At 36.0% G+C, this 24137-nt stretch carries 21 protein-coding genes; 2 read left to right on the top strand and 19 right to left on the bottom strand.

Translation table 11 applies throughout. From position 1 onward, the window contains the following. Window position 1: 1 nt before the first annotated feature. The 3 genes from lepB to BN3004_RS05325 all read right to left on the bottom strand — a co-directional run bounded on the left by lepB (window position 2) and on the right by BN3004_RS05325 (window position 2278). Complete coding sequence (gene lepB / locus BN3004_RS05335) at window positions 2–625, bottom strand: signal peptidase I (protein ID WP_058260174.1); 624 nt, start codon at window positions 623–625, stop codon at window positions 2–4. Between the two features lie 127 nt (window positions 626–752). Then, a complete protein-coding gene (locus BN3004_RS05330; RefSeq protein ID WP_058260173.1) occupies window positions 753–1640 on the bottom strand; it encodes an ABC transporter permease in 888 nt (295 codons plus the stop codon). Further along, window positions 1640–2278, bottom strand: a complete 639-nt coding sequence (locus BN3004_RS05325) for a hypothetical protein (protein WP_058260172.1) — start codon at window positions 2276–2278, stop codon at window positions 1640–1642. The genes BN3004_RS05330 and BN3004_RS05325 overlap by 1 nt, the downstream gene beginning before the upstream one ends. Before the next feature lie 211 nt (window positions 2279–2489). Between BN3004_RS05325 and BN3004_RS05320 the strand changes: the two genes are divergently transcribed. Together BN3004_RS05320 and BN3004_RS05315 are read left to right on the top strand one after the other, a co-directional pair. Beyond that, window positions 2490–3704 (top strand): carboxylate--amine ligase, encoded by a 1215-nt coding sequence (locus tag BN3004_RS05320; protein ID WP_058260171.1) that lies wholly within the window; start codon window positions 2490–2492, stop codon window positions 3702–3704. Next, window positions 3705–4694: a lipid II:glycine glycyltransferase FemX gene (locus tag BN3004_RS05315; protein ID WP_058260170.1), complete on the top strand. Its 990-nt coding sequence runs from the start codon at window positions 3705–3707 to the stop codon at window positions 4692–4694. Window positions 4695–4761: 67 nt separating this feature from the next. On the opposite strand, the gene BN3004_RS05310 is transcribed toward BN3004_RS05315, so the two are convergent. From BN3004_RS05310 to BN3004_RS05235, 16 genes are all read right to left on the bottom strand, one after another. After that, on the bottom strand, window positions 4762–6207 hold the full coding sequence (locus BN3004_RS05310; RefSeq protein WP_058260169.1) for a leucyl aminopeptidase: 1446 nt from the start codon (window positions 6205–6207) through the stop codon (window positions 4762–4764). After that, complete coding sequence (rdgB, locus tag BN3004_RS08270; RefSeq protein ID WP_082244097.1) at window positions 6207–7373, bottom strand: RdgB/HAM1 family non-canonical purine NTP pyrophosphatase; 1167 nt, start codon at window positions 7371–7373, stop codon at window positions 6207–6209. Before rdgB ends, BN3004_RS05310 begins: the two co-directional genes overlap by 1 nt. A gap of 9 nt (window positions 7374–7382) precedes the next feature. Next, window positions 7383–9218 (bottom strand): N-acetylmuramoyl-L-alanine amidase family protein, encoded by a 1836-nt coding sequence (locus BN3004_RS05300; protein ID WP_058260168.1) that lies wholly within the window; start codon window positions 9216–9218, stop codon window positions 7383–7385. A 364-nt stretch (window positions 9219–9582) separates the two neighbouring features. After that, entirely contained in the window at window positions 9583–10257 is a 675-nt protein-coding gene (locus BN3004_RS05295; RefSeq protein WP_058260167.1) for a hypothetical protein, read from the bottom strand. A 91-nt stretch (window positions 10258–10348) separates the two neighbouring features. Beyond that, window positions 10349–10654 carry a hypothetical protein gene (locus BN3004_RS05290; RefSeq protein WP_058260166.1) on the bottom strand — a complete coding sequence of 102 codons (306 nt, stop codon included), beginning with the start codon at window positions 10652–10654 and terminating at the stop codon, window positions 10349–10351. Window positions 10655–10726: 72 nt separating this feature from the next. Then, window positions 10727–12097 carry a M56 family metallopeptidase gene (locus BN3004_RS05285; RefSeq protein ID WP_082244096.1) on the bottom strand — a complete coding sequence of 457 codons (1371 nt, stop codon included), beginning with the start codon at window positions 12095–12097 and terminating at the stop codon, window positions 10727–10729. After that, window positions 12097–12483, bottom strand: coding sequence for a BlaI/MecI/CopY family transcriptional regulator (locus tag BN3004_RS05280; RefSeq protein WP_058260165.1), 387 nt, complete (start codon window positions 12481–12483; stop codon window positions 12097–12099). The genes BN3004_RS05285 and BN3004_RS05280 overlap by 1 nt, the downstream gene beginning before the upstream one ends. Before the next feature lie 235 nt (window positions 12484–12718). After that, window positions 12719–14146 (bottom strand): Asp-tRNA(Asn)/Glu-tRNA(Gln) amidotransferase subunit GatB, encoded by a 1428-nt coding sequence (gene gatB / locus BN3004_RS05275; RefSeq protein ID WP_058260164.1) that lies wholly within the window; start codon window positions 14144–14146, stop codon window positions 12719–12721. After that, complete coding sequence (gene gatA, locus BN3004_RS05270; RefSeq protein ID WP_058260163.1) at window positions 14147–15577, bottom strand: Asp-tRNA(Asn)/Glu-tRNA(Gln) amidotransferase subunit GatA; 1431 nt, start codon at window positions 15575–15577, stop codon at window positions 14147–14149. Between the two features lie 15 nt (window positions 15578–15592). Then, window positions 15593–15889: an Asp-tRNA(Asn)/Glu-tRNA(Gln) amidotransferase subunit GatC gene (gene gatC, locus BN3004_RS05265; RefSeq protein WP_082244095.1), complete on the bottom strand. Its 297-nt coding sequence runs from the start codon at window positions 15887–15889 to the stop codon at window positions 15593–15595. Further along, window positions 15886–17856, bottom strand: coding sequence for an NAD-dependent DNA ligase LigA (gene ligA, locus BN3004_RS05260; protein WP_058260161.1), 1971 nt, complete (start codon window positions 17854–17856; stop codon window positions 15886–15888). Before ligA ends, gatC begins: the two co-directional genes overlap by 4 nt. Window position 17857: 1 nt before the next feature. Continuing rightward, the gene (locus tag BN3004_RS05255) at window positions 17858–20044 is read right to left on the bottom strand and encodes an ATP-dependent helicase (protein ID WP_058260160.1); all 2187 of its coding nucleotides are present in this window, start codon (window positions 20042–20044) and stop codon (window positions 17858–17860) included. Next, window positions 20037–20408, bottom strand: coding sequence for a metal-dependent transcriptional regulator (locus BN3004_RS05250; protein WP_058260159.1), 372 nt, complete (start codon window positions 20406–20408; stop codon window positions 20037–20039). Before BN3004_RS05250 ends, BN3004_RS05255 begins: the two co-directional genes overlap by 8 nt. Window positions 20409–20418: 10 nt before the next feature. Beyond that, window positions 20419–20874, bottom strand: coding sequence for an SsrA-binding protein SmpB (gene smpB, locus BN3004_RS05245; protein WP_058260158.1), 456 nt, complete (start codon window positions 20872–20874; stop codon window positions 20419–20421). Continuing rightward, window positions 20871–22973, bottom strand: a complete 2103-nt coding sequence (gene rnr / locus BN3004_RS05240; RefSeq protein ID WP_058260157.1) for a ribonuclease R — start codon at window positions 22971–22973, stop codon at window positions 20871–20873. The genes smpB and rnr overlap by 4 nt, the downstream gene beginning before the upstream one ends. A gap of 8 nt (window positions 22974–22981) precedes the next feature. After that, complete coding sequence (locus BN3004_RS05235; protein ID WP_058260156.1) at window positions 22982–24136, bottom strand: D-alanine--D-alanine ligase family protein; 1155 nt, start codon at window positions 24134–24136, stop codon at window positions 22982–22984. Window position 24137 lies beyond the last annotated feature (1 nt).

The raw sequence follows: 24137 nt of genomic DNA, 5'->3' as shown, positions 1-24137 counted from the left end.
CCTATCTAAATATTTTTAATTTATTCAAAGGCCAAAATCTAAATACAGCCTTGCCTTGTAAATATTTTTTCTCTACAGGTCCGAAACTCCTTGAGTCATATGAGTTACCGCCTTCCCTATTGTCCCCCATAACAAAGTATGAGTCCTCAGGCACAACCCAGTGGTTACCGTTTTGCTCACTAGTCTTTCTGTCTAGGTACGGTTCGTCTAGCTTATTACCATTGACGTAAACATCGCCGTCGATTATGTCAATAACATCTCCCGCAAGACCTATGAGCCTCTTGATATAGTGCTCGTTATTAGTCTTCTCGCCCTTGATAACGACTATGTCGCCTCTATTTGGCTCTTTGAAGTACTTAAATAGCTTCCACTCGAAGACCCTGTCGCCCGTATGTAGGGTCGGCTCCATCGATATGCCTTCAACCCTTGTTAGAGCAAAGACGAAGTTCACGAGGAATAAAGTGATGGCTACAGTGATTACTATCGAGTATATCCACGACTTGATATCATCTTGTTTTGCCTTCGCCATCGCCTCAGCAGCTTCTAAAATTTCATTCTCACTCGCTGCCTTTGCTTCTTCATTTATATCAATGTTTTTATTATTATCATCAAAATTATTTTCCATAAAAAGACCTCCTTTATAATTATAACATATTTTTACATATAATTTCAAAAGTTTAGTCATTTTTTATTTAATAAAAAATATCCCCTCAATATTACTAATCACTGAGGGGATATTATATCATCACTATTTAAACTTGCATTTTATTTTTTCTAGAACTAGTTAATTCTAATAAAGCTATACCAGCTAATAAAACAATATCAACAGATATAAAAATTATAAGCATTCTATTATTTGATTTTATATATTTGTTTTTGAAATCATCTAATACATCATGAAGTTTTTTTAATTCAACATTATAAAATTTAGTATCATTAATAAGTGCTTCAATTTTTTGTGCATCTTCATCATTTTTCAATTCAAAAACTGTGCCATTTAAATACATATCAAAATCAGATTCAATAAAGTTGTTTTTTACTAAATTTTCACTAATAGGCATAAGCAATGCATTATTAGTTGTATCGACAAGTTCTAACAACGAAGCGAAATTTTGATCTTTTGAAAAATAACCAATGACTTTCGCTTGGATGTCTTTTTTATCGCCACGGCCAAAAGTATAAATTTCACCAATTTTATACTCGTCCTTAATATCATAACCAACAATCATAGGAATTACATCGTTACTTTGAAAATCATTCTTTGTAAAATTTCTTCCTTTATCAATCCTAAAATTGTACAAATCATACATATCAGAATCAATAAAGGTTTGTTTGCGTGCAATGCCATTATTGATAGAAGTTGGCAAATATGAATAAAACGAATATTTTTTATCACATATTTCATCAATCTTGTCAAATAAATCATTTATCTTCTTGTCATCAAAACTGCGATTTGCCTCTAGCAAATTCATATCTTGATTTCGCAAAGCGATATAAGAATTAATTGGCAATTTATCATAAACAGACAACATAGTATTATACTTATTTCTTATAGATAAATACTTATTAGTCTGGTAAATAGATATAATTAAAATTAATGTGAGTACAATTGTTAACGCTTTTATAAATTTATTTTTCATTAATTAAAATACTTCCATCCTCTATAAAAATATGTTCTTCCTGCTTCTCCCCAACGAATAGGGTCGTCATAACATTGAGCACTCATACTATATATATTATCATCATAAATACTATCTGCAGCTTCTGTCCATCTAATTCCGCCTATAACAGACTCTCCTTGTCTCCTATAGTCCAGCCATGCTTGTTTTACATGTCTTCCAACAACTAAATCATATCCATCACCATCTTGCACTTTATAGCTTGCTTGAAATTGTATATATCCTTCATATCTGAGATTACTTATTTCCTCAGAATAAAAATAATTTGGTGATTTTAATGGGCGTGGTCCTCTTAAAGCTACGTCGTTAGCTGGTGAAACTATAGTTTTCCCAATTATAGAGTTTCCAATCATATATTCTCCATCTTCTAAAAGATCATTTTCAACATAAAGCTCATCTGAGTTAGACCCTGCAGGTGAAAAATATGTCTGTCCAACAATAGTTGATCCAATCTTAAATTCTCCTTGATAATGTCCAGCTTCGCATCCTGTTTCTTTACTTTGCGAACTTGCAAAAGTATTAACTGGAACTATAAGCATACTAAAAACTATTGTAATAGCCAAAATATTAAATATTGACATTTTTGTTATTTTTCTCATAACTATACCTCCTTAAAATAAGTCTTAAATATAAATAAAATACTATCATAAGTAATTTGTCCACAATGGAATCACCCCCCCCTATCATATTAATATGTATCTTACATTATATATATACCCTAGTAAATAAATAATAATCAATTAATTATTATTTAGAATTTGATTGATATATGTTATAATGAGTGTAGTGATATATATAAAGGAGATAATTATGAATTTTTTACCAGTTATATTAGGAACAGATGTTAACAGCTACTCTATGGCGAGAAGCTTTCATATGAAATACGGCATTAAGTCTTTGGTCTTAGGTAAGGCAAGGCTGCTTATGACTGAGAACTCTGATATTGTCGATATAATAATCAATAAGGACTTAGATGACGATGCGGTCATGCTTGATGAGCTAAATAAAATTAAAGAAGCGCATCAAGACAAGGAGCTCATACTAGTAGCATCGTCTGACTCATATGCAGAGAGAGTCATCATGAACAAAGATAAGATACGTGGATATAATTTGCCATTTACAGATAAGTCCATGCTTAATGAGCTAGTACTTAAGAAGAACTTCTACGACTTATGCGAAAAATATGGTCTTAAGTATCCAAAGAGCGAGTACATTAACAAGGATAATTACAAGAGCTACAAGACAAGCTTTGACTTTCCTATGGTCTTAAAGCCATCTAACAGTGTTGAATACTTCTTCTTGGACTTCGAGGGCAAGAAAAAAGCATATATATTAAAAAATGAAGCTGAATTAAATAAGGCTCTTAATGATATATATGCTAATGGCTACGGCGACTACATGATAGCTCAAGAATTTATTGAAGGAGCCGACTCGAATATGCATGTGGTCAACGCCTACGTCGATAGCAGTGGCAAGCTAAAACTATTCTCCCTAGGAAGAGCTCTTATGGAGGACCCTACCCCACTACTTATAGGTAACTACCTTGCCATAGCTGATGTAAGTCAAGATGCCTACGAAAAGATCTTCCCTATGATTAAAAATTTCTTGGAGAAAATAAATTATCGTGGATTGGCAAACTTTGATATCAAGCTTGATGACAGAACAAAAGAGTACAAGGTTTTTGAAATCAATCTTAGACAAGGACGCTCGTCTTTCTTCTCAACGCTTGCGGGCGCAAACCTAGCCGAAGCGCTTGTCAATGACTTTGTTTATCATAAAGATGACGAGATAATCATTGGCAAGGATAAGTTTTTATTCTTAGGAGCAAGATACGAAACTGTATTAAAATACATCGAAAGCGATGCCGCAAAGGAAAAGATGAGTAGCTACAATGACGATATTGAAAACATGGCTCTATACTATAGAAAGGACTTGAACGCAAAGAGAAAAGCAAGTTTAGATGAGTACTACTCGAGATACGACAAGAGATTTGAAGAATTTTTTAAGAAGAAGTTGGTGAATTAGATGATACTTGATACAAATAACCCTTCTGAGCTAAAACGCTATGATGACTTTGTAAAAAGAAATGAATATAGCTTTTTAACTCAGGACAGAGCTTGGGCGAAGATAAAAAACAATTGGTCCGAAGACTATGTTTATTTAGAAAACGATGGTAAGATAGTCGCCGCAATGAGCATACTATCTATCAAGGCAATAGATGGAAAGTGGCTGCTTTATGCCAATCGCGGACCTGTCTGTGATATATATGATAAAGATACTGTTTTAGCCTTAGTAGATGAAGTGAAAAAATTGGATAAGTTTAAGGACGCATTTTTATTAATATTTGATCCAGCCATTGCCTATGATGAAAAGCTTACCCGTCTATATAAGGATACAGAATTAAAAATAAGAACGAGAGGCGCTGATGAACACAGCTTTATTCAGCCAAGAAGGAATGCCATCATCGATATAAGTAAAAGTGAAGACGATATACTGGGGGGCTTCCACTCAAAGACGCGCTACAACATTCGCCTAAGCTACAGAAAAGGCGTTACGACAAGGATCTCACAAAGTGATGAGGACCTAAATACCTTCTTCGAAGAGACTAAGGTCATGGCTGAGCGCAACGGCATCACTTATAGACCAAAAGAGTATTTTAAGAGACTCATAGATAATTACGACGCTAAAATATTTTTATCAGACTATGAAGGAACACCTCTATCGAGCGCGATACTCATTATGTATAAGGACTACGCGTGGTACATGTACGGTGCGTCAAACAATCTTCACAGAAACTATATGCCCAACTATCAAATGCAGTGGGAAATGATTAAGTATGCGAAGGAGCATGGCGCTACTCGCTACGACTTCGGCGGCATATTTAAGCTTGACGATGAAGATGGTTTATACAGATTTAAAAGAGGCTTCCTAAACGAAGAGGACTTCACCGAGTTTATAGGTGAGTTCGATTTGGTTTTAGACGAAGAAGCATATAAAAAATACTTAAGTAAATAGTTTTGCATTAGAAAAGCTCTTCTCATATCAAAATGAGAAGAGCTTTCGCTTTGTCTATATTAAGCTATTAGCAAATGTGTTCAGTATTTACTAGGTAGTAAAGTGTCTTAACTGGAACGCCAGTTGAGCCTTTTTTGTATTGTGCGTAGTCCTTTGAAGTATCTGAAGTTCCCGCTATGTCCATGTGTATCCATGGAGTTCCTTCCTTAACAAAGTTTTCAAGGAACATACCAGCTGTAATCATACCAGCGCCGCCAGGTACTGAGTTTAGTAAATCAGTCATAGTGCCCTTAACCATGTCCTTGTACTCATCGTCGTTAGGCATTACCCATAGCTTTTCATCAGCTCTTTTTGCTGCTTCGTTCATTTCATTCATAAACTCATCGTTATTTGTAACAACACCAGTTCTATATGAGCCAAGTGCAACTACACAAGCGCCTGTAAGTGTAGCTAGGTCAACTATCCTATCAGCTTTAAGCACATCTGATGCGTAGTAGATAGCATCAGCAAGAGTAAGTCTTCCCTCAGCGTCAGTATTAGCTACTTCTATAGTCTTACCTGACATAGATCCGATTAAATCGCCAGTCTTGTATGCCTTGCCTGAAATTAAGTTTTCGCATGATGCAACGACAGCTACAACATTCTTCTTTACTTTGTTCTTGGCGATGGCATGCATTGCGCCTATAACAGCACCTGCTCCGCCCATATCCATATGCATTGTAGCCATGCCTTGTGGGTGCTTGATGCAGTATCCGCCTGAGTCATAAGTTAAGCCCTTACCAACAAGTGCAGTAAGTTTATCGCCTTCTTCACCATTCATATATTTCATAACAATTAGCTTAGGCTCTTTGTCTGAACCAGCTGCAACTGCTAAGAACGCCTTCATACCTAAATCTTCTATCTCTTTCTTGCCATATACTTCAACAGTAACGCCAAGCGGCTCAAGGTCTTCCTTCGCTCTCTTAGCTAAAACTTCTGGATACATGTCAATGGCAGGAGTGTTAACTAAATCCTTTGTTAGTGAGTATCCTTCAGCGATGTTCATGCCTTCTTCTATGGCAGACATAGCTTTATCCTTTTTATCTTCAATAACTTCTATGTTGATAGTGCCAAGCTTAGTAGGCTTCTTGTCTTCAGCTAAATATTTATCAAAATCATAGTTAAAGCATGCAAGACCATCAACTATAGCCTTCATAGTAGTTCTATAGCAAATATTATCAAGCTTCTTATTGAAAATGATGTTTGCGTCTTTAATCTTGTACTTTCTAAGTGCTTTTGCTAATTCAAAGAAAGCTACTATAATCTTCTTAGTAGTGATCTCATCCTTTTTGCCAAGGCCAAGATAAATTATCTCATCTTCGCCAAGTTCTACAAATACTTCGCTTGCTTTGCCTGTAAAGTACTCTTTTTCTACTAAAGCATCAAGACCCTCTGATTTTTCGAAGAAGTTCAAATCATCTTCAAATACTGGTAAAACCTTGATACCCTTCTTCTCGTTTACTGTAATTTTCATTAAATCATCTCCTCTTTCTTAAATTGACTTTCTACATAATCCAAGACAAAATCATACATTTCGTCTGAATATATCTTTATAGGTGCCATCCTCTTAAGAACGGCTTCCTTTGTAATCTTGTGGTCTTGCCACGAATGCGAATTAAAGGCAAAGTGCATTAAGAGTGGTTGGAACCTGTCAAGTGCATTCGCATACTTTGCTTCGTTCGTCTCAGCAGCCTCAAACTCATCCCAATATTTTCTAAGCTCATCGCCTAGGGAATCAAGCTTTGAATATAATTTATCTGCTGCTTCGCTCTCTCTTTGCTTCTTGTCCTCATTGCCCTTTGTGTCATAGCAATATGTGTCGCCAGCGTATATCTCAATCAGGTCATGATACAAAAGTAGTACCGCCGTCTTATTTGCGTCAACCTCAAACTTGCCCATGTACTTAAAAACTGGTGCTAGAACCGCAGCGTGAAAGCTGTGTTCAGCGACGTTCTCTCTTCTCGAACCGTCAGCTATCTTATTCACTCTTAAAATATTTTTCATCTCATCAAGTGTCAAAGCAAAGTCTACTTTTTTATATAGCTCCTTGTGTTTTCCCTCAAGTAAGATCTTTTCCTTAATATCTTCCAAAGCCCTCTTTCTGTGCGAAAACTTGTTTTTCTCTTCGGTTCCTATCTCAGCATAAGTCTTGTCGTGCCCCTTTGGTAAAAAGAGTGGATCGTATCCAAAACCGCCATCACCTCTGTACTCATAAAGTATCTCGCCATCAACATTGCCATGACCATAGAACACTTTTTGATCCTCATCGATAAAGCAGATGACACTCTTGAAGTGAGCCGTTCTGTCTCTGCCTTCAAGATTTTTGAGTAAGAGCTCGTTGTTCTTATGGTCATCACCATGCTCCCCAGCGTAACGAGCTGAGTAAATACCTGGCTCGCCATAAAGACCGTCGCAGAAAAGACCTGAGTCGTCGCTAATGACTGCGCAATCCACCATATCACGAAGAGCCTTTGCCTTGATGTAGGCGTTCTCCTCTAGTGTAGTACCTGTCTCATCTACGTCGAAGTCAGCTATGCCAGCCTCTTTCTTTGAAAGGACTTCGTAGCCTAGCTCGTGAAATATTAATTTAATCTCTTTTAATTTACTTTCATTGTTTGTTGAAACAATAACTTTTTTCATAATAAACCTCTAATAATAATTGTTCAAGTAATCTACAATGCCGTTATATAGACCATCAACCATCTTATCAAGGTAGGCTTGACTCTTTAATAGCGCTAGAGTATTTTTATTTGATAAAAATTCCATCTCAAGTAGAGCCGCCGGCATATTGGTATTTCTTGTAACAACGTAGGCGCCCTCCTTAAGGCCACGTCCCTTGTTGCCAATAAGGTTGCCAACAGCATTTAGTATGCAATCAGCAAACTCTTTTTGATTTCTTGTCTTATTGCTGTGCTTTGCATCGCTAGAATAGCAGACTTCTATGCCTGCTGCAGATGGTGAAGTAGCACTATTAACGTGAATACTTACAAAGATATCCGCATTTACTCTATTTGCCATCCTTGCCCTTTCAAATATATCGACGTATTCATCGACAGTATCGTTAGTCTTCAAAACATTGTAACCAGCCGCCTTAAGTTTCGCTTCCAAAGACCTAGCTACATACGGAATATAATCAGTTTCACTTGATCCGTCAATCTTAGATACAGAACCAGGATCCCTTCCGCCATGACCTGGGTCAAGCATAATTAAGTAATCAGATGGCTTGTTATTAATAATTCTACTAAGTTTGATTGCGTAGTCAGCGCTGCCAGCGTCCACTTTCTCTAAAGATACGTTTCTAACTAGGTTTATAGTGTAAGTGTAGCCATTTTGTGCCTTTTCTACAACAAGCGACCTTATATATGGGTCCTTAAAATCTTCAGTGCCAGTCTCAAGCTCTTTACTAGTCTCTACGTTCATAGTTATGGTCTTCATTAGATCGTCATAAACGTAATCAGAGACTCTACCCTCAGTGTTCTTGATGGCAAAAATTCTGCTATCGTATGAATAGAAAGACTTCATCGACTTCTTTGTGTAAAATACAAGGCCGTCACTTGTTTCTTCAATCTTGTAATCGACATTCGCATCCTCTATATCAATAACTATCCTAACATTCATATCAGACTTAGACTTGTCATTGTCAGCAAATTGACTAGCTCTAACGCCTTTGATGCCGTTCATGACTATGTTGTACTCCCTATATAGCTCCGGATCATCAAAGATTGCTTTTTCAAAATCAAGCACAAGCCTATCCGGACCATCAAGCTTAGTCACTTTATATTTGCCCTTTAGCCCTTGGAATAAAACTGCGTCCCTGTCATTATGTCTAGTAGCAACAACATTCGTCAAGTGTGCAAAGCCATCAGTACTAGGCTTAATACTTGGCTGCTCACTAGTGTTCGGCTTTATACTAGGATTGTCAGGCTTGATTTGATCAGGCTCCTCGTCACCGCTCGGTAGTATGATAGCGTCATCATCGCCGCTTGGCTCTTCAACGACTTGCATATTCGTATTGATAGTAGCTGTCTGAGATTTATTATCCCAGCCTACTTCGTAGCCAAAAAGCTCAGAGATAAACCTTAAGGGAACATAAGTCCTTGCTCCGCCGCCATTAACCCTAACAAGCCTTGGAGTGTATGCCTTTTCTATAGGCTTAGTAACGCCATTAATCGTCGCCTCAGCCTTGTCTATAGTCAAGACTATGCTCTTGTCAGACATAGTTATGATAGCCGATTGACTTTTACTATTCCAATCAACACTCGCGCCAAAAGTTTCGGATAAGAACCTGATTGGAACAAGCGTCCTTCTTTGATAGATAAAACTTGGCATCTCCTTGCTTTGTTTATCCACTCCATCAACCTTTACATTTATTAATGATGCTTTGTAATTCTTATTCGCTATCCTTATATTTATGCTCTGTGCATATACATTCGCAGAACATAAAAAGCATAAAACAATAAGAAGTCCTAAAATAAATTTTTTCATAGCTATGCCTCCTAGTATTATATTAACATCAACGAGAGTAAATTGCAACTTATTTCAAAGACTGTTACATAAATTTAACATAGTAAACGGCTTTGAATGGCCCTTATTAATTATGTTTATGGTTTTGAGTGCATATCGCTTGAGATGTTCTTAGTACATGCTTATGTCCTAGCACTAGTAAAACGAATTATGTACTTACATAATTACAATATTTGTTTCTCTTCAAAATTGATATTTATAATACATTTTTCTATTATATTTTTCTTATATAATTCAAAAAACTACCCTCCTTACGATAATAGTAAAGAGGGTATATTTCATTTTCTTTTAATCAACGTATATAATTTGATTTACTTCAACTTATTTACTCTGATAAATTAAAGCTATTTACTAATTCATAATTTTTATCAAGTTTACTTAATTTTGAATCTTTTAAATTGTCATAATCAAGTGTCAAAACTACGTATCCATTTTGAGTCATAATCGCATCGATGTCTTTATCTTTTTCATCAATCTTTGCTTTGATTTCATTAATTCCATCATTTTCAAGATATTCTGCCTTACTTGCGCTGATCTTACTTATATCATCAGCCTTAGATAGGTATTTACCCTCTAAAGAGTATACATATCCGTCTGTTTTGCCCATTTTATTTAGAACAAGATATTCGTCATTCGATGTGATTTCTATAGCACCGTCACCTTGTATTTGATCAAATCCTAGACCATTGATATCAATTGCTGAGCTTAATTTTTTATCACCTAGGCTATATATCAATAAGCCATTGTAATTAAGTACACCAGCGTATTTATCATTAGCAAAGGCAAGCTTTGGAGCAACTGCTCCAAGAGGTGATTCAAGAACTTCATTTTGTATATCTGTCTTTATAAACTTATCAAGAGATTCGTCTTTCTCAAACTTTGTATTTTCATTTTGCACTTCTTTATCAGTATCTTTTGTGCAAGCTGTTAGGCAAAACGCTGCCATCATAAAAACCGCTAAGATAAAAACTAATGTTTTTTTGTTTTTAAAATTTTTCATTTCATTTCTCCTTTACAATATAATTTTATAATTTTACATTCATATGTAATTTTTAGTATGTTTTAACATATTTCTTCAAGGTATGATAATACTACCGTCCATCTGATTGTTTAGTACCCCAAACCCATTCGTATCCGTCTTTATATATTATATCTCCTCCATCTTGAACTGATATATAATCTCCAGGATAAAGCAAGCCAACGATTATACCGTCAAGTCCTGGTGTTTTCCTCATTCTTAAGCCTTCAACTCTTGGATCATATGTCGCTGATAGTGGTAAAACTATCTCTTTTACCCTGTAAACTTTAACATCAGTCTCGTTCTTTGCTAAAGCAATCCCTCCTAAATTGCTAATCAATAATACTACTACCAATAAAAATACAGATACTTTTTTCAATTTCATCATCTCCTTAATTTGTAAATTTAGAAAAGTTTTAACCAGTACTTATAAACCTTGCATATTAAGTTATTACCTTATATAACTGTTTATTTTAACTCTGTATTTCAATATATTTGATGAATTATTAAGCACAATAACTTCATAGTTATTATTATGATAGGCTTTAACAGTTAATGTAGTATCTTTTGATAAAACTCTATTATATATTTCACTACCATTTTCTCTTATTATAATAGTGTATTTTACTCCACCATTACACGACATATCACTCATTTTAACAGTAAATCCATCATGATTTGTCCCATTCCAAGAGTCTGTATTAAATTTATAAGATTTGTGTTCCATGCCTTCTAAGCTTTCTTTACTGTCAACGTCAGCAGACCTTAACTCATTAAAGTGTATCTCTCCTAATTTTAAATTCTTATATTCATCTTTTGTTATTTCTGATACTCTATTATCAATATTAAGCACAATATTTGACTCAGGCTCACTCGAGATAACTCTATTCCCTTTATCTGCATATACATCTATAAATGGTAATGTAGATAAAACTAATGCTAGTGCAAACACACAGACTCCTATTAAACTTCGTTTCCATTTTTTCATAATAATTATCCTTTCTTTTGTTGGATGTAAATTTAATACCGAATATTGTACATTTTGATTTTGTTCTATAAGTTTCAACATTGACATACAATATGCTTTTCTGTTATCTATAGTATCCCCTAATTTTTGAATTACTAACTTATCACAGAGGATTTCCATATCATCTTCTATAAATTTTAGGCTTGCAAGAATAAATATGTTATACCAATGAATGCAAGCAATAAAATTTTTAATATGTTTAAATACAATATCAAATTTTTTCACATGTGTAAGTTCATGAACAAGTACAAATTTCAATAACTCATCATCTTCTAATATATGACTCTGTATAATAATCTTAGGCTTAATAACTCCATATGTTATTGGTACTTTTATCTTGTCGTTTATTAATATACTTATTTTCCTTTTAAATTTAAATAAATTGAGTGCTTTTTCTACTCTTGCATCATTTACTAATTGTGTAGAATTCTTCAGTGCCTTATTCATTTTAATAACTCGTACTACTACATAAGTTAAAAGTAAAACTGACACACACAAACGGTTTATTCTATTTAAAAAGCTTCCTATCTCTATTAATAGTAATCTTACATATTCACTTACTATCATTATAGGCTCTAAAATGTACCTTAACACTCCATATTGATTAAAATCTACAACTTTTATCAATAGCAGATATGGAGAAATTAGATAAATAAAAAGTATTGACCATAGAATCATATTTGCTCTCTTTACACTTTTTACATTTAAGATTTGTCTAAACAAAAGTATTATAGCTATAATTAATATGCTTTTTACACTTTTCTCCAAATATGAAGCTCTTACTATGTTTATCATTAATATTTTTCCTCTATTTCAAAACTATTGATTAAATCTTTCATTTCCTCTAATTCTTTTTTGCTTACTTTTTTCTCTGTCATAAAAGCCGAAACAAGTTTAATTAATGATCCATTAAATACATTATTAATAACCTCTTCTGTTTGTGCAGTGCCTATTTCTTCTCTTGTTACTACAGGCTTTAGTGTATACTTAGGATACCTTCTTGTGATTGCTCCTTTTTCAAGCAGTCTACTTATGAATGTATAATTAGAACTTTTTGACCAGCCATACTTTTCTGTAAGTATCTTTGATAAGTTTGATGCCATAATCTCTCCGTTTTCGTCTAAGCATTTTCCATCCCACAGCAGCTCTAATACTGTCAATTCGCTTTCAGAAAAATTCATGTTCATTCTCTCCTTTCATTATAGATTTTCTTTTTCAAATAAATATTCATAGTTGAATATTTATTCTAATTTAAGTATAACTCTTTTACTTTGTTTTGTCAAGTATTATGTTAAAGTTTATCTAATCTTTTGTTCTTCAAATATTATCTAAATCAATTTTGTCTCGATGACTATTGTTCCGAGCACATAAAAAGACACAGCTCTCACTGTGCCTTTCACGCTATACTATAAACAATTAATTAAGCTTCTTATTTAATAGTTCGTTTATTATTTGTGGGTTGCCCTTACCCTTCATCTCTTTCATTACTTGTCCAACTAAGAAACCAAAGGCTCTACTCTTACCATTCTTAAAGTCTTCGATTGATTGTGGGTTTGCTTCAAGAACTTTATCAACTACTGCTTCTATGGCTCCTTCGTCTGTTACTTGAACTAGTCCAAGCCTCTTGACTATGGATTCAGGATCTTCTGGTGCCTTAAACATCTCTTGCAAAACTTTCTTTCCAGCGTTGTTATTAATCTTATTTGTCTTAACAAGTGTAAGTAGTTTTTCTAGGTCTTCTATTGCAAATGGCATTTGATCTATGCTCTTATTATCTTCTTTAAGTCTTCTTAGTACGTCGCCTAATAGCCAGTTAAGCGCTAGAGCGTTGTCACCAACTTTCTTTGCAAGCTCTTCGTAATAATTTGCAAGGCTCACATCAAGGCTAAGTGTCTTGGCATCGTCTTTACTTACGCCGTAGTCTTTCATTATTCTAGAAACTTTTTCATCTGGAAGCTCTGGCATTTCTTTTCTAACGGCGTCGATCATTTCATCTGATATATCCATTGGTGGTATGTCGCCATCTGGCGCGTATCTATAGTCATTTGCTTTAATCTTTTCCCTCATCAAGATGGATTCGCCCTTAAGTTCATCCCATCTCCTTGTTTCTTTCTTAGTGTTTTCGCCTTTTTCAAGAAGTGCGATGTGTCTTGAGACTTCAAAGTCTATAGCTTTTTCAACTCCTCTGAATGAGCCGATGTTTTTAATTTCTGAAATATTTGTCTTAACGCCTGTCTCTGTGTCGACTACATTGACATTAACATCGCATCTTAATGAGCCCTCTTCCATCTTACCATCGGAAACGCCTAGGTAGATGACTGTTGCTTTAAGTTTTTCCAAAAACTCTCTCGCTTCTTTAGCTGAGTTCATGTCTGGATAAGTAACTATCTCTATAAGAGGGACGCCGCTTCTGTTGTAATCAAGAAGTGTTTCGCCCTTGTCTGTGTGAAGTGACTTACCTGTATCTTCTTCAACGTGTATCCTAATTAGTCTGATCTTTTTGTCATTGCCGTCTTCGTCTTCTATATTGACATAACCTTCGTAGCATAGAGGTAGCTCATCTTGTGTGATTTGGTAGCCTTTAACAAGGTCTGCGTAGAAGTAGCTCTTCCTATCGAATCTAGTGTGTTGATGTATCTTGCAGTTCATTGCAAGGCCAGCCTTGATTGCGTAATTGATTGCCTCTTCATTCACTTGTGGCAAAGCTCCTGGAAGTCCTAGGCATATAGGGCAAACGTTTGTATTTGCTTCTTCGCCAAATTCGTTTTTGCAGTGACAGAACATCTTTGTCTTTGTCTTTAGCTCAACGTGTATCTCAAGCCCGATTATAGTTTTGTAAGCCATCTACTTCACCAACCCTTCATAAGCATAAGCAATCTTTAGAAGTTTATTGTCTTCTAAATTGTCACAGATAAATTCCATACCAGGATTTAGTTTATATTCTTTAGTACTTGGCACCGATATAGCGCAGTTACCAGCTATATTAACGGGAACTGTGTATTTGTCTGCGTTATACATCTTGATTGGATCATTGATATTTGTTCCAATTTCAAATGGCATTACAGGTGATGTAGGTACCAAGATGGTATCCACCATTGTAAATGCTTCTTTAAAATCATTTATAAGAAGTGTTCTTGCCTTTAATGCGTTTTGGAAGTAGTCGCTGTCCTTATCTTGGCTTAATATATATGTGCCAAATAGTATTCTTCTCTTTACTTCTGGGCCAAAGCCTTCTGCTCTCGTCTTAATATACATCTCTTCAAGGCTTTCTGCATCAAAGTCTCTAAGACCATATTTCACACCGTCAAACCTTGATAGGTTTGAGCTTGCTTCAGCATTCATGATGATGTAGTATGTTGCAACTGCGTATTTAAGATCCTTAAGATCTATCTCAACGATCTCTACGCCATTGTCCTTTAATAGTTTGATGCTATCTCTATATGCTTTTTCGACTTCATCGTCTTTTTCATCTGCTAGAACTTCTTTTGGCACGCCTACTTTAAGTGTTTTTAAATACTTGATGGCGTCGTCATATGTGTAAGTGACTTCGTCAATAGGATTAGAAAGGCTTGTTAGGTCTCTGTGGTCCTTAGGAGCGATGGCACTTGTGATAAGTGCTACGTCCTTTACATCGTTTGCAAATGTTGATACTTGATCAAGTGTGTTTGATAGAGATACAACTCCATTTCTTGAGACTGTTCCATAGCTTGGCTTAAATCCAACGCAAGCGCAATAGCTTGCAGGCTGCCTAACAGATCCGCCTGTGTCTGTACCTAGGCTAAGAGGTACTTGTCTTGATGAAACTGCTGCAGCTGATCCACCTGATGAGCCGCCTGGCACTCTCTTTAGATCAAGTGGGTTGTGAACTGGACCGAAGTATGATGTTTCGTTTGATCCACCCATGGCAAATTGGTCCATATTTAATTTGCCTATTATAATACCATTCTCATCCTTGATATGCTTTGTACAATTCGCATCAAAAACAGCTTCGTAATTTTCAAGTATCTTAGACGCACAAGTGTTTTTCATGCCCTTAACAGAGATATTATCCTTAATGCCTATTGGTAGGCCGAATAATTTACCGCTTGGGTCTTTCTCATCTAGTGACTTTGCCTTTGCTAGCGCTCCTTCATAGTCATCTGATATGAATGAATTGATATCTTTGTCTATATCTTTGCTTCTATTGATAAAGGCTTCTGTTATCTCTGAAACTTTTAGCTCTTTATTAGCGATTTTTTCTTTTAGCTGCCATGCTTTTAAATTCGTAATATCCATAAATAACACCTATAACTACCCTTCTACTACTCTCTTTAGTTTGAAGAAGCCAAATTTTTCTTCAGGCGCATTCTTAAGCGCGTCCTCTTTTGATAATGAGTATTCACTGTCGACTTCGTCCTTGCTTAATAAGCTCTCCTTGTACTCATTAACTTGATAAGTCTTTGGTATGTCCTTATCATCAAGCTCATTAACAACAGATATCATTTTGATTATATCGTTAAATTTTTTGGTGAATGCATCCATGTCCGACTCGTCGATGGCAAGTCTAGCTGTGTAACATAGATTTTCGATGTCCTTCTTCTCCATCATATCAACTCCTTCAAATCATTTTCGTATAGTATCTTTATATTTAAAGTCTTTGCTTTATCAAATTTTGAACCAGGGTTTTCGCCAACAACTACGTAGTCTGTCTTTGATGAGACAGAGCCTTGTACCTTAGCGCCCTTGTCTTCGAGAATGTTTTTTAATTCATCGCGAGTGTAATTTTCAAGCGTTCCTGTCAAGACAAACTTAAGTCCTTCGAGTGATTTATCGCCGCTATCTTCTACGTCTAAAACTTTTATGCCGTGGTCAAATAAACTTTGTATAGACTTTTTACTTGTTTCGTCTGTTAAAAATGAAACTATTTCATTAGCAGTTATCTCGCCTACGTCCTCGATGGCCACTAAATCATTAAAGCTCGCATTTAAAAAATTATCTACTGTTTTATAGCGCTCAGCAAGGTCCCTGCTTGTCTTAACGCCAACATTGGCAATGGATAGAGCATAAATAAAGTTTTTAAGCTCTACCGTCTTCGAATTTTGTATAGAACTTATTATATTATTTGCTTTTTTTTCTTTAAAGCCTTCTAGCTTAAGTAGATCCTCTTCTTTTAGGTCATATAGCATTGACACTTGATCGATATTTAGTTTTTCTAAAAACAGTTCTGCAGTTTTTTCACTGAAGCCATCTATGTTCATGGCCTCTTTCGAAGCGAAGTGAACTATGGTTTTGACTAACTGCGGTTTACATCCCAAGGTATTCGGACAAAAATAATGAACGCCCTCTTTATAAAGTTTGCTGTGACAGTATGGGCAGAATTCTGGCTGCTCTATATCATAAACTTCTTCATCTGTTTTTAGTGGCCCCATAATCTCAGGGATAACGTCATTTGATCTTCTAATCAAAACCCTCTCGTTTAAGTGAACGTTCTTCCTCTTGATGTCATCCAAATTATTAAGCGTCGCCCTCTTTATAGTAACGCCGCCTATGTCAACTGGCTCAAGTAGCGCAGTTGGCGTAACTTTCGCGCTTCTACCAACGTTCCACTCAACACCTATGATTCTAGTAGATGTTTCAAGTGCCTCGAACTTATATGCAATCGCAAAGCGCGGGAACTTGTTTGTGTAGCCCATAAGCTTTTGTGTTCTAACGTCGTTTATCTTGATAACCATGCCATCTGTAAGGAAGTCCTCTTTAAGCCTTTCTTCCTTTTGTGCGTCTATCTCTTTTAAAAGCTCTTCTATATCCGTAAACTTTTTATGATATTTTGAAACTGGCATCGCATTATCTTTTATAAAAGCGACTATCTCCTCTTGCGTTTTAAATTCTTTGCCTTCTATGTAAGCAATATTGTAAAGATAAGTTATTAAGTGCCTCTTCTCTGTCTCTTTGACATCAAGGTTACGAAGTGCGCCAGCCGCCGCGTTTCTCGCGTTCTTTAGCTGAACTTCATTCTTCTCGTTATACTCCTCAAGCTTTGAAAGCGGCATAAGTCCCTCGCCTTGTACCTCAAATTTGCCCTTGTAATTAACTCTTAAGGGTATCGACTTTATTGTAAGGACTTGCTCGTAAATCTCTTCGCCGACTTCACCATTGCCCCTTGTTGCCCCCATTTGCAAAATGCCTTCATCGTATGTTAGGTTAATAGTAAGGCCATCGAACTTATATTCAAGTATATACTCAGGGCTTGGTAGTTTCTCACTATGAGTGCTATTGTAAGTATCTATGAAGCGAAGGTTTCTCGCGTGCCAATCTCTAAGCGCGTCAAAGCTTTGAGCTTTATCTAGGCTCCAAAGCCTTCCAAGATGTGTGTGCTTAACAAACTTATCAAGTATGGCGTCACCGACTCTTTGAGTTGGCGAGTATGGTAAGTGAGTGCCCGTCTCGTTCTCAAGCTTCACTAGCTCGTCATATAGCTTGTCATATTCTTTATCAGAAACTATTGGGTCGTCAAGAACATAGTAGTGGTAGTTGTATTCCTCAAGCTTCTTGATTAATTCTTCCATTCTATTCATATCAATCTATCCTTTTTATTGGTGCAAAATCAATATTCAAAATTTTAATACCTTTATTTGGAAAACTTATAGTAAGGTTCTTGCCATTGACAGAGACAACCATGCCTTCGCCAAAGGCTTTGTGCTTAATCTTGTCGCCTGCCTTGATATCTTTTTTATCTGTAGAAGCACCATCAGTGCCCGTATACGATTTAAAGCGTGAAACAGCTTTGTCAAAGCCGTGGTCTTTGTGAACGCTTCTGTTGATGCTAGTGTTTTCAAGTATAGGTCTATCGTCAAACTTATCTGATCTATAGTTAACTACTTTGATAGCTTCTTCCGCCTCATCTATAAACCTCGATGGTTTTGAGATTATGCTTTGACCATAGACTCTTCTTTCCTTTGCTAAACTTAAGAATAGTTTTTGCATCGCCCTTGTTAGAGCAACGTAGCAAAGCCTTCTCTCCTCTTCTAAACTGCCTTCTTCGATGGCTCTTTCGCTTGGGAAGAGACCGTCTTCCATGCCAACTACGAAGACTATGTTATATTCAAGGCCCTTAGCACTATGCATAGTAATCATAGTTACAGCATCCCCGCTCTTGTCCTCAGTCTTATCAAGGTCAGTTAAAAGTGATATTTCTCCTAAAAAGTCCTTAAGAGTGATATTATCATAATTATCTTCATAGTCAAGCAATAGGTTTCTAAACTCATCTAAGTTTTCTATCCTAGTTCTTGCTTCAACGGTATTTTCTCTCTCAAGTGCGTTTAAATAATCAGTCCTATCAAGAACTAAATCATATAGCTCCGACAAAGTCACATTGTCTTTAAGCTTTCTGATTGATTCAATCGTCTCGTAAAATTCTTTTATCTTTTTATTCGTGCTAATGGATAGAGCATCGTAAAGGCTAATATTTTTACTAATCATATCACTCGTGATGCTCTCAACGCTTTTATCGCCAATACCTCGTCTAGGTGTATTGATGATTCTCTTAAGCGAGATAAAATCGTTTGTGTTATCTAAAAATTTAAAGTAGGCAAGTATGTCCTTAATCTCTTTTCTGTCATAGAACTTTACTCCTCCAACTATATTATATTTAATTCCGAATTTCAAGAACATATCTTCAAAGGATCTCGACTGAGCGTTTGTTCTATAGAGTATGGCGATGTCGCTCTCATTATAACCCTCATCTAATAGCTCTTTTATCTTTTGCGCTACAAAGTAACTCTCTTCGACATTGCTTTGTGTTATGTAGCAGTATATATCGTCTCCTTCTTGATTATCCGTCCAAAGATTCTTATCTTTTCTCTCGTCATTGTTTTTGATAATATTGTTCGCAGCCTTTAATATATTCTTAGTCGACCTATAGTTTTGCTCAAGTAGTATGGTCTTGACATTCTTATAATCTTTTTCGAAGTTTAAGATGTTTCTAATGTCAGCGCCTCTCCAGCCATATATGCTTTGGTCAGCGTCACCTACCACGCAGATGTTTTTGTACATATCTGAGAATAGCTTTGCCATCTTATATTGCATGTAGTTTGTATCTTGGTACTCATCGACAAAAACGTACTTGAATCTTTCTTGATAGATTTGTCTTACGTCTTCATTTTCTTCTAAAAGTCTTACGCAATTTACTATCATATCGTCAAAGTCCATAGCGTCGTACTCAAGCATCTTCTTTTGATAGCGTCTATAAACCTCAGCATCAGTTTTCTTTCTATAGCTATCAGAAATGCTTTCATATTCGTCAGCGTCCATATTTTGCATCTTTAAATTTGATATTAACGCTATGAAGTATGATGGGACATAGGTCTTTGGATCGAGTTCAAGCTCCTTTAGTATATCCTTAATAAGTGTTATTTGATTGTCTCTATCATATATAGTGAAGCTGTTTGTGTAACCAACAAGGTTTGCGTGGCGCCTAAGTAGCCTAAGCGCTATCGAGTGAAATGTGCCTATCCACATTGGGCTAACATCCTTATTTAAGAAGGACGCTACCCTATCTTTCATCTCTTTAGCCGCCTTGTTCGTAAATGTTATAGCAAGTATTTCGTTTTCGCTCGCAAGACCATTCTCAATAAGAAAGGCAATCTTGTAAGTAACTACTCTTGTCTTACCTGATCCAGCTCCGGCCATGATTAATAAGGGACCGCTGTTATATAAAACGGCTTCCCTCTGTCTTGTGTTTAATCTATCTAGTATATTATTCATTATCTTTATTGACTAATTCCTTTATCTTGTCAAATGTAACTTGACTAATAACGTGTTCAACTCTACAAGCATCGTCGTTTGCTGTCTCTGGGTCAACGCCAATGCTTTCAAAGAACTTTCTAAGTGTACAGTGTCTGTCATATACAAGTTTTGCAAGCTTCTCGCCTTCTTTTGTAAATGTTAGCTCACCGTCGTCTTGAACTTCGATATAACCGTCTTCTTTCAATATACCAACCGCTCTACTTACGCTTGGCTTAGAAAAATCAAGGGCCTTAGCAACGTCTGTGCTTCTAACTTTTATGCCTTTGTTTTGTAGCATCAATATCATCTCTAAATAATTTTCTCTTGACTCGCCGATCTTCATCGCTTACCTCCTAAATTTTATACTTCCTATCAAGACTTCTCTTAATATCTCTTTCTCTTTGACTCTCTCTCTTGTCATAAAGCTTTTTACCTTTTGCAAGTGCTATCTCTAGCTTGGCTCTGCCATTCTTAAAGTATAGTCTTAAGGGAACTACAGTAGAGCCCGCTAGCTTCACGTCTTGAGAGATCTTTCTAATTTCATTTTTATTTAATAATAGCTTTCTCGTTCTTAATGGGTCTTCGTTAAAAATGTTGCCTTCTTTATAAGGACTTATATGCATACCAAAGACGAAGACCTCGCCATCTTTCACGATGACGTAGCTCTCCTTTAGGTTTACTCTGCCCTGTCTTATGGATTTAACTTCAGTTCCCTTAAGTACTAAGCCTGCTTCATATATCTTCTCTATAAAATAATCATGTCTCGCCTTTTTATTATTGGCTACAAGTTTTATATCTTCATCTTTCATTCAACCACTCCAAGAATTTTAAAATCTATAGTTCTCGTCTCTTTCGAAGCGTCAAGTACTGCCACTCTGACCTTCATGCCTATCTTGTATTCATTTAGTGAGTCTTTGCCAATGACTTTGTATTCTGTTTCATCAAAGTAATAGAAGTCATCATCCATATTTGAGAAGTGACAAAGTCCCTCTATAGTATTATCAAGCATAACGTATACACCAAAGGATGTTAGTGAAGAAACTTTTCCGACATATACATTTCCAATCTTGTCTTGCATATACTCAGCGCACTTCATTTGAACTATGTCACGCTCTGCCTTTTCTTGAACTAGTTCTGTCTCAGAAATGTGTTTTGTGATTTGATCAAGATTCTTTTCGTAGTATACGATTTTGCTTTCTTTAAGTCTGCCATTCATAAAATCTTTAATAATTCTGTGAATTATAAGGTCTGAGTATCTTCTGATTGGCGATGTGAAATGCGAATAATACTTTGATGCAAGGCCGAAGTGACCAAGCTCTTCGTAAGTGTATCTCGCTTTTTGCATAGTTCTAAGAATGATGTTTGAGATCAGCTCAGACTCTTTCTTGCCCTTAAGCTCATTAAGCACATTCGCTATATCAGCCGAAGTGACACTATCTGGGTTGATGTATAGCTCGAAACGCTTCAAAAACTCAGAAAGGTAGAACATCTTCTCCCTCTTTGGCTTCTCATGCACTCTGTAGACGAAAGGTATGTCCTTCATAAAATAATCTTTGGCCACAGTTTCATTTGCAGCTATCATAAACTCTTCTATGATCTTGTTAGCGACGCGCCTTTCATCTGGCCTTATGTCGATAACTTTGCCTTTCTCGTCTAAAATAACTTTTGTCTCAACTATATCAAAGTCAATATTGCCTCTTTTATTTCTCTTTTCATTAAGAATATGCATTAGCTCTTCCATATTCTTAAGAGTATCTTCTAGTCCCTCAAGTCCAAGCTCTTCAGCCTTATTCTTTCCTTCTAAAAAGTCAGAAACTTGTGGGTAGTTAAGTCTATGGTCTGAATTAATTATTGCTTCAGATATCTTATGGCTAAGGACCTCACCGTTTTTATCTATGTCCATCCTGACAGATAAAGTTAATCTGTCCTCATTTGGATTAAGTGAGCAAATACCATTCGATAGCTCCTTTGGTAGCATTGGAAGCACTCTATCAAGAAGATAGTAGGAGTTGCCTCTTAAATAAGCTTCCTTATCTAAGTAAGTGCGTTCCCTAACATAGTGCGCTACATCAGCGATGTGTACGTATAATGTATATTTATCATCATTTTTCACTACGCTGATGGCGTCATCCAAGTCCTTTGAGTCAACGCCGTCTATAGTTATAGTAAGTAAGTCTCTATAATCGACTCTGCGGGCTATCTCCTCAGAATCCATCTCATAATTTATCTCTTCTAATTCATCTTTAACTCTATTCGGAAAATATTCTCTAAGCTCATATGACTTGATTATCGAAGTGATGTCTATGCCTGGATCATCAATCTTACCGATGATTTCAACGACTCTTCCCTCCGGATTTTTATTTTTATCTGGATACTTAATAATCTCTGCAACGACCTTGTCGCCATGCTTTGCGCCTTTAGAAGCGCTTTTATTAACAAAGACGTCGTAGACTATCTTGACATCGTCACAAGTGATAAAGCCGAAGCTGTCATTGTCTTGATAAGTACCAACGACCCTCTTAGTAGCTCTATTAAGTATCTTAATGATTTTGCCTTCATAGTTGCCATCGGGCTTTTTATCTGTGATGATTGCGCAGACTTCATCAGAGTCCATCGCGTACATCGAATTTTCAAATCTAATGAAGACGTCGAAGTCTTCGCCGATAACAAAGCCAAAACCGCGCTTATTAGCCTCATACTTTCCTGTGATAATATGGGAACTATTGTAAGTGTAATATTTATTGTTGCTGCATATAATCTTTTTATCCTTCTCTAATGACTTAAGTAGTTTTTCAAACATCCTCTTATCTTTTTTATTAATCTTAAAAGTTCTTAATAATTCCTTCTTGCTTTGAGGAACATAATCCTCACTATTGAAATAATTCATTACAAGTTCCCTGATTTTCATTTTATCACCTATAATTTCTTTCCATATTGAATACGTTTAAAGAGCTCAGCGTCATATGAGTAAACAGTTTCTTTTCTCATAGTATCAACTGCTTGAGCTATCTCAAGCATCTTTGTTATAAGCTCTTTAAACGAATATCCTTTAGGCTCCCATAAGTAGAAGGCAACCGAACCAGGTATTGTATTTATCTCATTGATATAGATTTTGCCAGTATCCTTAGATACAAGTAAATCGACTCTGGCATTACCTGCCGCGTCAATGGAGGTAAACGCCTTTGTAGCTAAGCTTTCTAGTTCTTCTCTTAGTGGCTCGTCCTTCTTAAGTAAATTTCTCATTGTTTTTGTTCCAGGAGTCTTTTTATTTGATACGTATTTATCGTCAAATGTTAATAGTTCTTTGAAATCTAGTGGCTCTTCTAGTTCTGATGTCTCTACATTTTCTTCGTAGCCCATGACAGCGCAGTTAATTTCTCTTGCGTTTTCAACTGATTCTTCAACTATGACTTTTTTGTCATAACTAAAAGCTATCATCAAAGCTTCTTCAAGATTGTCCTTGTTCTTAACCTTCGATATGCCGATGGATGATCCAAGGTTCGATGGCTTTATAAATAATGGATAAGTTAAATTCTTTTCAATATCTGCCATGACTTCTTCTTTAGAGCTTCTCCACTTGCTTCTATAGTAATATCTGTAGTTAACTACAGGAAGACCATTGGCTCTATAAACGTCCTTCATTATAACCTTGTCCATACCAACTGAGGAGCTTAATACGTTTGTGCCTGTGTATGGAAGGCCAACTGTTTCTACAAGTCCTTGGCATGAGCCGTCCTCACCATTGGTACCGTGAAGGGCAAAGAACACCAAGTCTAAAGTTTCATAAACTTTTTTATCAAACATGGACTTTGCCTCTGGATTTATATACAAATTAAAATCGCCATAGTCACAGCCAAGCATAACGTTCTTAGCTGAGCTAAAGTCACCATCTTTAAATGTTTTAAAATTTTTGAAGGCTTCGGAGCTTAGCCACTTGCCTTCTTTTGTAATATAGATTGGGATTGGAAGAAACTTTTCTTTATCCATGTTCTCAATTACTTGCATACCTGTAATAACTGATACTTCATGTTCAACACTTCTTCCGCCAAATATAACGCCTACTTTTAGCATT

Source organism: Fenollaria timonensis, from assembly GCF_001457835.1.
In the GTDB taxonomy this organism is placed as follows: domain Bacteria; phylum Bacillota; class Clostridia; order Tissierellales; family Peptoniphilaceae; genus Fenollaria; species Fenollaria timonensis.
The sequence above is the reverse complement of the archived record's forward strand: the minus strand, read 5'-3'. Positions and strand labels throughout refer to the sequence as shown.